Raw genomic sequence first — 12674 nt, 5'->3', positions numbered from 1 at the left:
CATTTAAATAATGCTACCAAAAAGGTTGGTTCACGATACTATGTTTGGGTCAGGCAAGTAAAATTCAAGTGCTCAACCATTAGTCAATGGCTGGGCACTTTAACTAGTTGTTTCTATTCTTGTATTTCTGCTGCTGGATCAGCAGAAGATACCGCTGGCGCCGCTGATATTGGGCTGTCAGGTACTTCAATCACGGCAAGATCATCAATATTGACATCACTGTTGTCCGTGGTCTGCTGTTCGACATGGCCGATGATACTCTGGTAATAGCGGCGAATATTCTCGACGTAGTTTCTCGCTTCATCACCACGTGCATAGCCATAGCGGGTTTGGCTGTAGTACTTTTTCTGGCGCAGCAACGGTAGGCGATCTTTCACGTCAGCCCATGCATCTGGGTTACCGCCTTGCTTCTTGGTGAGTCTTCGGGCATCCATCATGTGACCATAGCCGACGTTATAGGATGCAAGGGCAAACCAAATTTTTTCATGCTCATCAATGGAGTCGGGGATGCGAGACACCATTCGTCGCAGGTAATCAACACCTCCACGAACTGACTGCTTAGGATCGAGACGATTGGTTACGCCAACACTTTTAGCGGTTGGCAGTGTCAACATCATCATGCCTCGTACACCTGTCGGAGATTTAGCAAGCGGGTTCCAGTGTGATTCCTGATAAGCCAGTGCCGCCACGAGTCGCCAGTCAAACTCATCTGAGTATTCTTTAAACAGAGGTGACCATTGTGGAAGCTTAGAGTCTAGCGCACGAATAAAAGCGCGGGTATCAACGTAATCGAAGCTGCCAATATGACCGATATACTTTTCTTCTAAAGAGGCTAAGTGACCAGATTGTTTGGTGTAGCCGAAGAATTCGATCATAAGCGCATAAAGGCTTTCATCTTCAGAACGACGAACAAACCAAGAAATTGGCTGATCTTCTGTTAGCTCAAATGCGAGCGCAATATCTGGGTAGATACGTTGTGATAAAGAGACTTCGACTGAATCCGCAACAGTGAACATCAGCTCTCCATCAGAGACTTGTTTTAGCAGATCACTCACTTCAGCATCTGGGTCAACTTCAAAGGCAAAGTCAGGGTGCTCTTCTTGTTTGATGGCGCTCAGAGTTTGTTTAACGTGAGAGTCACTGATGATTTTAAGGATAGGAAGCTCTTCACCATCATCTGTTGGTACGGGTTGGATATTGAGGAGTTGCTCTAGGTTGCGTGGTCGTTTCTTACCTTTTTTATACACAACTTGCTGGCTGACGTAGTAGTAAGCGGGGCCAGGTCGGAATCGCTCCATACGTTCAGGTGACTGAGTCAAACCTGCAGCAATAATGTCGATTTCACCTTTGGCTAGCGCAGGATATAACGACGAGATACGGTAGGCTGGTTTCATTTCCAACTGCACACCAAGCTCATTGGCGAATTCGCGGGCCAGTTCGTAATCCAAACCTGCAGGGCCATCAGGACCGATATAGTAAGACAGCTGGTTATTCAGAGTTCCGACACGTAACACACCACGCTCACGTATCTGGTCTAAATCACTTTTGGGCTCTGACTCAATCTGACAGCCGGATAACATCAATACAGAAAACAGCAAGGCGCTGATTGATGTCCAACGGTTCAAGTAATGCTTCTTCATTCACATCATTCTCATACTTCCAGTAGGGCATTTATATCAAAGTGTCATAACAAGGCAAGACAATCAGAGTCACTTCGGGTTAAAGATTTAAAATTGGGATTTTTGCTGTAATTCAAATTTGACGAAAAAAATGACGCAAACGGTTGCTTTTGGTGTTACATCACAAAAATAATTCCTTTATAATGCGCCCGCAAAGGAGAGGTGAAATCGGCATAGGTTTTTAATCCTTGGGGAATAGCTTCGAAGTAAAACAGTCTAACCCACTGAATTTATTCCAATATCACCTTAATCAATTGCATAAGAGACCTAAGCACATGAGAATTTTGCGTGGCTCCCCAGCTCTTTCTGAGTTTCGTGTTAACAAGCTTCTAGAGCTTTGTCGTGAATTAAGCTTACCTGTAACAGGTATTTACGCTGAGTTTGCTCACTTTGCTGAATTATCAGCGGATCTTGATTCTCAAGAAGTTGAGAAGTTGGAAAAGCTCCTAACTTACGGTCCTACAATTGAAGAGCACGAGCCTGCAGGTCTTCTTCTGCTTGCTACTCCTCGCCCTGGCACTATCTCGCCTTGGTCTTCAAAATCGACTGACATTGCTAATAACTGTGGTCTAGATAAAGTCGTTCGTCTAGAGCGTGGTACGGCTTACTACATCGAAACATCGGCAGAGCTTTCTGAGCTTCAACTCGTTGAGCTAAAGGCGATTCTTCACGACCGCATGATGGAAGTGGTTTTTACTGACTTTGACTCTGCAGCTGCACTGTTCCAAGTGGCTGAACCTGCACCAGTGGCTGATGTTGACCTACTTAATGGTGGTCGCGCTGCGCTTGAAAACGCAAACGTTACCCTAGGTCTTGCACTTGCAGACGATGAAATTGAATACCTTTACGATGCGTTCGTAAACAAGCTAGACCGTAACCCAACAGACATCGAGCTAATGATGTTCGCACAGGCGAACTCAGAGCACTGTCGCCACAAGATCTTCAATGCAGACTGGACTATCGACGGCGTTAAGCAAGAGAAGTCACTGTTCAAGATGATCAAGAACACATTCGAAACCACGCCTGAAAACGTACTGTCTGCATACAAAGATAACGCAGCAGTAATGGTAGGTTCGGATGTGGGTCGTTTCTTCCCGAACCCAGAAACTCGCCAATACGGTTACAACCAAGAGAATGCACACATCCTAATGAAGGTGGAAACGCACAACCACCCAACGGCTATCTCTCCTTGGCCGGGCGCTTCAACTGGTTCAGGTGGTGAAATCCGTGACGAAGGCGCGACTGGTATCGGTGGTAAGCCAAAAGCGGGCCTTGTTGGTTTCACAACATCTAACCTACGTATTCCTGGTTTTGAACAGCCATGGGAAACAGATTTCGGTAAGCCAGGTCGCATCGTTAACGCTTTAGACATCATGCTAGAGGGGCCACTTGGTGGCGCGGCGTTCAACAACGAATTTGGTCGTCCTAACCTACTTGGTTACTTCCGTACTTACGAAGAAAAAGTGAACTCTCACGCTGGTGAAGAAGTTCGTGGTTACCACAAGCCAATCATGATCGCTGGTGGTATGGGTAACATCCGCGACGAGCACGTGCAGAAGAAAGAGATCCCAGTCGGTGCAAGCCTAATCGTTCTTGGTGGTCCTGCAATGAACATCGGCCTTGGTGGCGGTGCAGCATCTTCAATGGCGTCTGGTCAATCAGCAGAAGATTTAGACTTTGCTTCAGTACAGCGTGAGAACCCAGAGATGGAACGCCGCTGTCAGGAAGTGATCGACCGTTGTTGGCAGCTTGGTGAAGAGAACCCAATCGCATTCATCCACGATGTAGGCGCGGGCGGTATCTCTAACGCACTTCCAGAGCTTGTAGACGATGGCGAGCGTGGCGGTATCTTCCAACTGCGTGATGTACCAAACGACGAACCGGGCATGAGCCCGCTTGAGATCTGGTGTAACGAATCTCAAGAGCGTTACGTAATGGCGGTTGCACCAGAGAACATGGAAGTATTCGATGCGATCTGTAAGCGTGAGCGCGCACCATACGCTGTAGTAGGTGTGGCAACGGAAGAGCGTGAACTGAAACTTGAAGATTCACACTTCGACAACACGCCAATCGATATGCCAATGGATGTGCTCCTAGGTAAGACACCTAAGATGCACCGTGATGCGAAAACGCTAAAAGCGAACAACCCAGCGGTTAACCGTGATGGTATTGAGCTAAACGAAGCAGTGGATCGTGTTCTACGTCTACCAACGGTTGCAGAAAAAACATTCCTAATCACTATCGGTGACCGCACGGTGACTGGTCTTGTTGCGCGTGACCAAATGGTTGGCCCGTGGCAGGTGCCAGTAGCAAACTGCGCAGTAACAGCAGCAAGCTACGATACTTACCACGGTGAAGCGATGTCGATGGGTGAGCGTACACCAGTTGCTCTACTAGATTTTGGTGCTTCAGCTCGTCTAGCAGTTGGTGAGGCAATCACGAACATTGCAGCGACGAACATCGGTGATATCAAACACGTTAAACTGTCTGCAAACTGGATGTCTCCAGCTGGCCACCCTGGTGAAGATGCAGGTCTTTACGAAGCAGTTAAGGCTGTGGGTGAAGAGCTATGTCCAGCACTTGGCCTGACTATCCCAGTTGGTAAAGACTCGATGTCGATGAAGACTAAGTGGGAAGAGAACGGCGAGCAGAAAGAAGTAACGTCTCCGCTATCTCTTATCATCACAGCGTTTGCTCGTGTTGAAGATGTGCGTAAGACAATCACTCCACAGCTTCGCACTGACAAGGGTGACACGTCACTCGTTCTTATCGACCTAGGTAACGGTCAAAACCGTCTAGGCGCGACAGCGCTAGCACAGGTTTACAAGCAGCTTGGTGATAAGCCAGCAGACGTAGACAACGCAGCACAGCTAAAAGGTTTCTACGAAGGTGTTCAAGCTCTTGTTGCGAACGATCAAGTTGTGGCTTACCACGATAAGGGCGATGGCGGTCTATTCGTTACTCTTGCTGAGATGGCATTCGCGGGTCACTGTGGTGTTAAAGCTGACATCGCTGACCTAGGTGATGATGCTCTAGCTGCACTATTTAACGAAGAGTTGGGTGCGGTACTTCAGGTTAAGAATGACGACCTAGATTCTGTACTGTCTACGCTAGCCGCAAACGGCCTTGAAGCATGTTCACACGTAATTGGCAGCGTAGAAGCTTCTGACGAGCTAGTGATCACTTCTGGTGAGACAGTGGTTCTTGAACGTAACCGTACTGAACTACGTACTATCTGGGCTGAGACAACGCATAAGATGCAAGGTCTGCGTGATAACCCAGCATGCGCTGACCAAGAGCATGAAGCGAAGAAAGACAACTCTGACCCAGGTCTGAACGTGAAGCTAAGCTTCGATGTAAATGAAGACATCGCAGCGCCTTACATCGCGGGTTCTATGGTAAATACTGGTGCTAAGCCTAAGATGGCAATCCTACGTGAGCAGGGCGTTAACTCTCACGTTGAGATGGCAGCAGCATTCGACCGTGCAGGTTTTGAAGCAACCGACATTCACATGAGCGACATCCTAACCGGTCAAGCTGTTTTAGAAGAGTACCAAGGCCTAGTGGCTTGTGGTGGCTTCTCTTACGGTGACGTACTAGGTGCGGGTGAAGGTTGGGCGAAATCTATCTTGTTCAACGAGCAAGCTCGCAATCAGTTTGAAGGCTTCTTCCTACGTGAAGATACGTTCTCTCTAGGTGTGTGTAACGGCTGTCAGATGCTATCAAACCTGAAAGAGCTAATCCCAGGTGCAGACCTGTGGCCTCGTTTCGTTCGTAACGAGTCTGAGCGTTTTGAAGCTCGTTTTAGCCTAGTTGAAGTTCAGAAGTCTGATTCTGTATTCTTCGACGGCATGGCTGGCTCTCGTATGCCTATCGCAGTATCACACGGTGAAGGCCGCGTAGAAGTACGAGATGCTGACCACCTAGCAGCGATTGAAGCATCAGGCACGGTTGCAGTTCGTTACGTGGACAACCACGGTAACCCAACGCAGCAATACCCGAACAACCCGAACGGTTCACCAAACGCAATCACAGGTCTAACGACTCAAGATGGTCGCGTAACTATCATGATGCCACACCCTGAGCGTGTATTCCGTACAGTCGCGAACTCTTGGTCTCCAGAAGGTTGGGGCGAGAATGGCGCTTGGATGCGCATGTTCCAAAACGCACGTAAGAACATCGGTTAATCGACTTTAATCGTCACTACAAAGTAAACGCGCAGATCGTAAGGTCTGCGCTTTTTTATTTGTTGAAAAATCTATAGCCAAGGGCTCTTTTTTGCGCTCTAATACCGCGCTTGCCAAGGGATGGCTAAATCCCTCAATACTCCATTAGAATCCCTTAGGAAATGAATATGTCGAACAACAAAAAATTTGCCATTCGTGTGACTGAAAAGCGTAACGGTTGGTGTGCAGAAATTACTCGCCAAGTGACTTCACGTAAAACATCTGTATCTAAGCGAGAAGCAGGCTTTGAAACAGAAGCTCTAGCGCAAGAATGGGCGGAGAAAGAGCTAGCAGGTTTTATTCAAAACCAAGCGGCACGTAACGAACGAAAAGGCGAAGCACGTAAAGTTCGTGTTGAACGTGAAGAGCGCCTAGCGCAAGAAGCCGCTGAAAAGAAAGCACGTTACGAAGAAGCGAAGCGCGCAGCCGCAGCGCAAGCTGAATTAGATGATGAAGATGACTTTTTCGACGAAGAGTAATCACTTCTAATAAAAAACCGCCTGCTTAGGCGGTTTTTTGTATCCGATAACGCTTTGATTAACGAAATTGTCCTGCTTCTGGTAGGAAATCAAAACCTGCGGAAGCGAGTTTAGTCTCCAGTGCTGACTTATCGATATCAAAATACGTCGCCAGCTTATCTAAATCACCACCAAAGTCATCTCGTAGTTTCATGTTGACGATGCTCATCAGCATTATTGGATCCATCGTCTCAAAGTTCGCCAAGTTCATTATTTATCCTCGAAATCTGAAATCAGCAGATTAGCTGCTGCAAACGCTGCTTTGTCTCTTACATTTTGCGGTAGGCTAGTATCCGCCGCAATATCGTTTAACGCTCGTAGTGAGCAAGTAATCGCTTTAGGTACATAGGCTTGGTCGCCACTGCCGATTTGCGCGTAGAGCTCGCGGACCAAGTCGCAGCAATCATATACTTTCATGTTGTTAACCTAATAATTAAATGAGAACTGCTCTCAAATATACACAGGCTGTCAATGAAACTCAAAGCAGCTGTTTGTTCTGGCTCAAACTCTAGGCTGAGCTGCTGGATCTTTATTCGCTTTGGCTTAGTTTTGCAGTTGTTGTTCAAGCTGGAAAGTCACTTCTGGCGCCAGTTGTAACTGCTTGGCTAACTCCTGCAAATAGGTTTTCTCCATGAAATTCTGTTCATCGACAACAATTAGAGACGCGAGATAAATCTCTGAAGCTTGTTGTGGCGACTGAGCGAGCCGAGCAATTTCGCTTGGATCGAGAGGTTTGTTTAGCTCATTGTGTAGCATGGTCTGTAACCCAGCATCCGCACCTGCTTCTTTCAGCGTGGATTCTATGCGCTGCATTTCTTCCGCATCGACATGACCATCAGCTTTTGCAGCAGCAATCATAGCTTTGATGATGAGCTCGTTATGAATAGCATCGTGGGCATTAAAATCTTCTTGTGATGAAGCGGTACTTTGTTTGCCCTGCCAGTTATTGTAAACGGTATAAGCCAGTGCCCCTAAAGCCGCCGCACCACCAATTTTGAGTGCATTTTTGCCGACCTTTTTGCCAAGTTTTTTACTTTTTTTAGACCCCATGAGTAGGTTGACTAAGCCACCACCCACAGCACCTGCTCCGAGGGACTTTAGCGTGTTTGAACCGGACTGTTGCTGCACTTTTTGTTGACCCTGACGAACAAGGTCTGAGTTTAACGCTTGATTTAATAAACCTTTCAAATCCATTCCGGACCTCCTTAGTTTTGTTCAGACTAAATCAGGTGAGATGAATAGAAGATTAATACGTGATAACAAAAAGGCGAGCATTCAGCTCGCCTTTTCATATATCGTTTTCCGAAATATTATTCTTGGGCGTACCCATGAATCCCCAGTAGCTTGCCATCAAGATAAGCTTCCTTCTCGTCTTTCATTACCAAACGTTCTTCAACCAGCCACTGTACGACCAGAGGATAAATCTTATGCTCTTGAGTCTGAACACGTTCGGTTAATGTCTCAACTGTATCTTCATCGAAGATAGGCACTTTAGCCTGCAGGATTACCGGGCCACCATCCAGTTGTTCAGTAACAAAGTGAACACTGGTGCCGTGTTCTTCATCTCCGGCATGAATGGCTCGCTGGTAGGTGTTCAGGCCTGGGTATTTCGGTAGTAGAGAAGGGTGGATATTGATCATTCGGCCTCTGTAGTGGCGAACGAATTCGCCACTTAAGATGCGCATGTAACCCGCGAGTACAATGACATCTGGCTTGTATTCATCAATCTGCTTCATCAATTCATGATCAAACGCGTCTCGGGTATCGAATGATTTCGGATCCAAAGAGTGTGCGGCTGCGCCTGCTTTCTTAGCACGCTCTAAGCCATAAGCTGTTGCTTTGTTTGAAAAAACAGCGGTCACTCGGCCAGTACTGATCTTGGTTTCACAAGCATCAATAATCGCCTGTAAGTTCGAACCATTTCCTGAAACTAAAACAACAATACTCTTCATAATTTATTTGATCTCTACTTGTTCTTCATCTGCACTTGCATTGGCGATTTCACCAATAATCCATGCTTTCTCGCCTTCTGCCTCAAGCAACGCCACTGCCGCGTTTGCTTGTTCTTTTGGCAGCGCAATCACTAGACCAACACCACAGTTGAATGTGCGGTACATTTCATGAGTGGTCACATTGCCTTTTTCTTGCAGCCAGTTGAAGATCACCGGCCATTCCCAGCTATTGCCATCGATAACGGCTTTGGTGCCTTCAGGCAGGACGCGAGGAATATTTTCCCAGAAACCTCCGCCAGTGATGTGAGAAATGGCATGGATATCATGCGCTTCAATCATTTTAAGCGCAGATTTAATGTAAATTTTTGTTGGCTCTAGTAAGTGCTCACCAATAGTACGACCCGCTAACTCTTCGTTTTTATCCGCGCCTGATATTTCGAGAATCTTACGAATGAGTGAATAGCCATTTGAGTGAGGACCACTTGAACCTACCGCGATAAGCGCATCACCTGCCGCGACTTTGCTGCCATCGATAACGTCTTCTTTTTCAACTACGCCGACACAGAATCCCGCGACGTCATAATCTTCGCCTTCGTACATGCCAGGCATTTCAGCGGTTTCACCACCAATTAGAGCACAGCCAGCTTGAATACAACCATCTGCAATGCCAGTAACGACGTCGGCAGCAGTGTCTACATCCAGCTTGCCAGTTGCGTAATAATCTAGGAAGAATAGCGGCTCAGCACCTTGAACAATCAAGTCATTAACGCACATAGCGACAAGATCGACGCCGATGGTGTCATGTTTGTTCATATCCAGTGCAAGGCGTAGTTTTGTACCAACACCATCAGTACCTGAGACAAGTACCGGCTGCTTATATTTTGTTGGTAGCTCGCACAAAGCACCAAAACCACCAATACCACCCATTACTTCTGGGCGACGAGTACGTTTAACGGCACCTTTGATGCGGTCTACTAGTGCGTTACCTGCATCGATATCTACGCCAGCGTCTTTATAGCTAAGAGAAGTGTTATCAGCACTCACAAGGAAGTCCTCAGTTTGAAAGTTGGATATGAAATCGGCGCTATTCTAACAGCGGACAAACCAATATAGCAAACGTTTGCGCTAGTTTTTTCTTTTGTTCTATCGCAAGAAATTGAGAACGAAATCGTTTATAATCTGAAGGTTTGTTTAAAAATCACCTATGTATCCGGAGATGGAAATGAAAGTTGTTGAAGTAAAACACCCTCTTGTTAAACACAAACTTGGTCTAATGAGAGAAGGTGAGATCAGCACTAAGCGCTTTCGTGAGCTAGCAACTGAAGTTGGTAGCCTACTGACTTACGAAGCAACTGCAGACTTTGAAACTGAGAAAGTAACCATTGAAGGTTGGAATGGTCCAGTAGAAGTAGACCAGATTAAAGGCAAGAAAGTAACGGTTGTGCCAATCCTGCGTGCAGGTCTTGGTATGATGGATGGTGTGCTTGAGCACATGCCAAGTGCACGTATCAGTGTTGTTGGTATCTACCGCGATGAAGAAACACTAGAGCCAGTACCATACTTTAACAAGCTTGCTTCAAACATGGATGAGCGTATTGCTCTGGTTGTTGACCCAATGCTAGCTACTGGTGGTTCGATGATCGCTACGATCGACTTGCTGAAAGAGAAAGGCTGTAAGTCTATTAAGGTTCTTGTGCTTGTTGCTGCTCCAGAAGGTATTGAAGCGCTCGAAAAAGCACACCCAGATGTTGAACTGTTCACTGCAGCTATCGATGAGAAGCTAAACGACAAAGGCTACATCGTTCCTGGTCTTGGTGATGCAGGCGATAAGATCTTCGGTACAGTATAAATCGAAGATTGAAAGCAAATTATAAAGGGAGCCATTGGCTCCCTTTTTATGATCATGTTGCGCTAAACGATTATTTCTTCAAACTTAATGTACCGCCTGTACGGGGCTTATTTGATGGTCGCTGAGCGGGTTTATCCGACTTTGGCTTGTAGACGTTTTTGCCTTTGTTGTTGCTCGGCTTAGATTTGGAATCGGATTTTCCTCCACGCCCTTTTTTAGAATTAGGAGCATGGCGAAATTCTTCGGCATTTTTGCCTTTGAAGGTGCGCTGCTTTTGATTACGGCGAGCTTTCGACTCCTGATTTTCTTCACGACTGTCAAATAGCTTGGCGTCAGTCGCTTTGCGAATGTTGCGACCACGTGCATCCACTTTTGAGGCGTCTTCCGTTCCACTCGATGACTCACACATAGCGAGAATTTCTCCGATCTCGTCGTCGCTTAGGTAGCGCCACTGACCGTTCGGGATTCCATCGAGGGTGATATTCATAATGCGAACGCGACGAAGCTTGAACACTTCGTAACCCAGAGCTTCACACATACGACGAATTTGTCGGTTCAGGCCCTGAGTGAGGACAATGCGGAAAGAGAACTTTGTTTCTTTACTGACTTTACACGGAAGCGTAGTGGTATCGAGGATATCCACACCCGAACTCATTTTTTTGATGAACTGTTCGGTAATCGGTTTATCGACACGAACAACATACTCTTTTTCGTGATTGTTGCCGGCACGGAGGATCTTGTTGACGATATCACCGTCATTGGTCAGAAAGATCAAGCCATCAGATGGTTTGTCTAGACGACCGATAGGAAAGATACGCTTCTTGTGGCCAATGAAATCAACAATGTTGCCTGGAATATCACGTTCAGTGGTACAGGTGATGCCAGTCGGCTTATTCAAAGCGATATAAACAGGCTTATCTGTTGCAGCGTTGATCGGCTTATCATCAACGCAAACATCGTCGCCCGGTAGAACTTTAGTCCCCATTTCAGGGACTTTGCCATTAATCGTGACACGACCCTGTTCTATCAGGCGGTCGGCTTCGCGGCGTGAGCAAAAGCCCGTCTCACTAATGAATTTGTTTAAGCGTTTGGCATCTTGTGACATGTTGTTCTCTCTAACGTTTCACAACGGCATTAATCTAAAAATGAAAAAGCAGCCCGTTAGGCTGCCTGAACATTCTAGCACTGTTATGCCATCTGAGTAAGTTTAATATTACTTAGAAGATATCTTGGTTAACCAAGACGCTTTTGATGACGTTCTCGGTTTTCGAGTTTCTTATCTGAACTTTTGCGCAGCATGACATAAACAGCGCCGCTGCCACCATGAAAGCGCTGTGCACTATGAACGCATTGTACGTCGCGAATTTGTTCTAACCATTGTGCTACATAGCTTTTCATTAGGGCTGGTGGATTAGATTTCTCACCACGGCCGTGAACGATGACGACCGTTCTGATATCCATTTTTATGCACTGTTTGAGGAATTTAACCACTTCATCCCGAGCTTCCTTCAAGGTGCGGCGGTGCAAATCAAGACGGGCTTGGATGGGGTATTTGCCCAAGCGTAACTTTCGGTAGACGCCTTCCTGAACACCATCTCGCTTAAACTCGATGAGATCTTCAGGCTTCAGCATGGGAGCATGGTCTACTGACAAATATTCTGGGTCATCTTCGGTTAACCAGATAGCTGCTTCGCGTTTAGCAAGCTGTGCTTCAGTGACCTTATGGTGTTTTTTATGTTCGGTTGTATCTTGTTTGATTGGTGTTACGTCACCCATCATTTCTTGGAACAAAGCGAAATCATCATCGTGAGACATAACTGCATCTCAGAGTAGGGAATCGGTAAACTTATTATACCTATGACAGCCAATAATGGTGCAGAGATTTAGGTTACTGGAAATAAAAAACCGAAGTAGACAGAGAATCTACTTCGGTGCATAGCGATACTCTATTCGAAAATAGGGCTAAGCGATCTAGTGAGGAGATTTGTCGTTCATTACTTTGTATATGAAGTAACCGCCATAAAAAAGCATAAGACCTAAAGCCCCAAAGATGACTAGCATTGAAGATAGTCCAACTGCATTACCAAACAGGAGATTCAGCCAAAAGTCCATGTTTCCTCCAAATCCAAAATAGTGATGACATGGATTAAATTAATAGACGGTTACAATACTGGCACTGATCTGGATCAATTGTATGGTTTTGGTTGCGTATTTGTTTCTTGTGCTGTGTTTGTGCTCACATTTTATCACCCATTGGTGGTGTTTTAGTCAAACAAGCCTAAATGTAAAAAAACTTAGTAAAATGGCTTGCGTTAACGATCAGAATCCGTAATATACGCCTTCGTTGACGGGCAATCAGCTCGAAGAAACATCTCGGTGAATAGCGCAGCTTGGTAGCGCATCTGGTTTGGGACCAGAGGGTCGGGGGTTCGAATCCCTCTTCACCGACC

12 protein-coding genes and 1 tRNA gene are annotated in these 12674 nt (G+C 46.3%); 4 read left to right on the top strand and 9 right to left on the bottom strand.

Going from position 1 to position 12674, the window contains the following annotated elements; genetic code table 11:
• Window positions 1-113: 113 nt before the first annotated feature.
• Complete coding sequence (gene mltF, locus QMA41_RS19525) at window positions 114-1640, bottom strand: membrane-bound lytic murein transglycosylase MltF (RefSeq protein ID WP_095561122.1); 1527 nt, start codon at window positions 1638-1640, stop codon at window positions 114-116.
• Window positions 1641-1954: 314 nt separating this feature from the next.
• On the opposite strand from mltF, the gene purL reads away from it, so the two are divergent.
• On the top strand, window positions 1955-5866 hold the full coding sequence (gene purL / locus QMA41_RS19520; protein ID WP_281630390.1) for a phosphoribosylformylglycinamidine synthase: 3912 nt from the start codon (window positions 1955-1957) through the stop codon (window positions 5864-5866).
• Window positions 5867-6033: 167 nt separating this feature from the next.
• On the top strand, window positions 6034-6384 hold the full coding sequence (locus QMA41_RS19515; RefSeq protein ID WP_019275555.1) for a DUF3622 domain-containing protein: 351 nt from the start codon (window positions 6034-6036) through the stop codon (window positions 6382-6384).
• Between the two features lie 58 nt (window positions 6385-6442).
• On the opposite strand, the gene QMA41_RS19510 is transcribed toward QMA41_RS19515, so the two are convergent.
• The 5 genes from QMA41_RS19510 to purM form a co-directional block, all read right to left on the bottom strand.
• On the bottom strand, window positions 6443-6634 hold the full coding sequence (locus tag QMA41_RS19510; RefSeq protein WP_006959611.1) for a DUF4250 domain-containing protein: 192 nt from the start codon (window positions 6632-6634) through the stop codon (window positions 6443-6445).
• Window positions 6634-6840 (bottom strand): YaeP family protein, encoded by a 207-nt coding sequence (locus tag QMA41_RS19505; protein WP_281630389.1) that lies wholly within the window; start codon window positions 6838-6840, stop codon window positions 6634-6636. Before QMA41_RS19505 ends, QMA41_RS19510 begins: the two co-directional genes overlap by 1 nt.
• Window positions 6841-6966: 126 nt before the next feature.
• Entirely contained in the window at window positions 6967-7617 is a 651-nt protein-coding gene (locus QMA41_RS19500) for a tellurite resistance TerB family protein (protein WP_065740580.1), read from the bottom strand.
• Window positions 7618-7733: 116 nt separating this feature from the next.
• Window positions 7734-8375 (bottom strand): phosphoribosylglycinamide formyltransferase, encoded by a 642-nt coding sequence (purN, locus tag QMA41_RS19495; RefSeq protein WP_021456564.1) that lies wholly within the window; start codon window positions 8373-8375, stop codon window positions 7734-7736.
• Between the two features lie 3 nt (window positions 8376-8378).
• Window positions 8379-9419, bottom strand: a complete 1041-nt coding sequence (gene purM / locus QMA41_RS19490; protein ID WP_006959607.1) for a phosphoribosylformylglycinamidine cyclo-ligase — start codon at window positions 9417-9419, stop codon at window positions 8379-8381.
• A 178-nt stretch (window positions 9420-9597) separates the two neighbouring features.
• Here purM and upp point away from each other — a divergent pair, with 178 nt between their 5' ends.
• Window positions 9598-10224 (top strand): uracil phosphoribosyltransferase, encoded by a 627-nt coding sequence (gene upp, locus QMA41_RS19485; RefSeq protein WP_019275559.1) that lies wholly within the window; start codon window positions 9598-9600, stop codon window positions 10222-10224.
• Between the two features lie 70 nt (window positions 10225-10294).
• Here the strand turns inward: upp and rluF are convergent, their stop codons facing one another.
• The 3 genes from rluF to QMA41_RS19470 form a co-directional block, all read right to left on the bottom strand.
• A complete protein-coding gene (rluF, locus tag QMA41_RS19480; protein WP_281630388.1) occupies window positions 10295-11329 on the bottom strand; it encodes a 23S rRNA pseudouridine(2604) synthase RluF in 1035 nt (344 codons plus the stop codon).
• Window positions 11330-11457: 128 nt separating this feature from the next.
• The gene (gene smrA / locus QMA41_RS19475; RefSeq protein ID WP_006959604.1) at window positions 11458-12039 is read right to left on the bottom strand and encodes a DNA endonuclease SmrA; all 582 of its coding nucleotides are present in this window, start codon (window positions 12037-12039) and stop codon (window positions 11458-11460) included.
• Between the two features lie 156 nt (window positions 12040-12195).
• The gene (locus QMA41_RS19470) at window positions 12196-12336 is read right to left on the bottom strand and encodes a DUF3149 domain-containing protein (protein WP_006959603.1); all 141 of its coding nucleotides are present in this window, start codon (window positions 12334-12336) and stop codon (window positions 12196-12198) included.
• 262 nt (window positions 12337-12598) lie between these two features.
• Between QMA41_RS19470 and QMA41_RS19465 the strand changes: the two genes are divergently transcribed.
• Window positions 12599-12672 (top strand) — tRNA-Pro (locus QMA41_RS19465).
• Window positions 12673-12674 lie beyond the last annotated feature (2 nt).

It is taken from the genome of Vibrio sp. St2, assembly GCF_947311885.1.
GTDB lineage: Bacteria > Pseudomonadota > Gammaproteobacteria > Enterobacterales > Vibrionaceae > Vibrio > Vibrio coralliilyticus.
The sequence above is the reverse complement of the archived record's forward strand: the minus strand, read 5'-3'. Positions and strand labels throughout refer to the sequence as shown.

Bases quoted from the DNA above. Each gene is read 5' to 3' on its own strand.
- purL (WP_281630390.1), top strand. From the start codon at position 1,955: ATGAGAATTTTGCGTGGCTCCCCAGCTCTTTCTGAGTTTCGTGTTAAC.
- rluF (WP_281630388.1), bottom strand. From the start codon at position 11,329: ATGTCACAAGATGCCAAACGCTTAAACAAATTCATTAGTGAGACGGGC.
- QMA41_RS19510 (WP_006959611.1), bottom strand. From the start codon at position 6,634: ATGAACTTGGCGAACTTTGAGACGATGGATCCAATAATGCTGATGAGC.
- purN (WP_021456564.1), bottom strand. From the start codon at position 8,375: ATGAAGAGTATTGTTGTTTTAGTTTCAGGAAATGGTTCGAACTTACAG.
- QMA41_RS19500 (WP_065740580.1), bottom strand. From the start codon at position 7,617: ATGGATTTGAAAGGTTTATTAAATCAAGCGTTAAACTCAGACCTTGTT.
- mltF (WP_095561122.1), bottom strand. From the start codon at position 1,640: ATGAAGAAGCATTACTTGAACCGTTGGACATCAATCAGCGCCTTGCTG.
- QMA41_RS19470 (WP_006959603.1), bottom strand. From the start codon at position 12,336: ATGGACTTTTGGCTGAATCTCCTGTTTGGTAATGCAGTTGGACTATCT.
- upp (WP_019275559.1), top strand. From the start codon at position 9,598: ATGAAAGTTGTTGAAGTAAAACACCCTCTTGTTAAACACAAACTTGGT.
- QMA41_RS19515 (WP_019275555.1), top strand. From the start codon at position 6,034: ATGTCGAACAACAAAAAATTTGCCATTCGTGTGACTGAAAAGCGTAAC.
- smrA (WP_006959604.1), bottom strand. From the start codon at position 12,039: ATGTCTCACGATGATGATTTCGCTTTGTTCCAAGAAATGATGGGTGAC.
- QMA41_RS19505 (WP_281630389.1), bottom strand. From the start codon at position 6,840: ATGAAAGTATATGATTGCTGCGACTTGGTCCGCGAGCTCTACGCGCAA.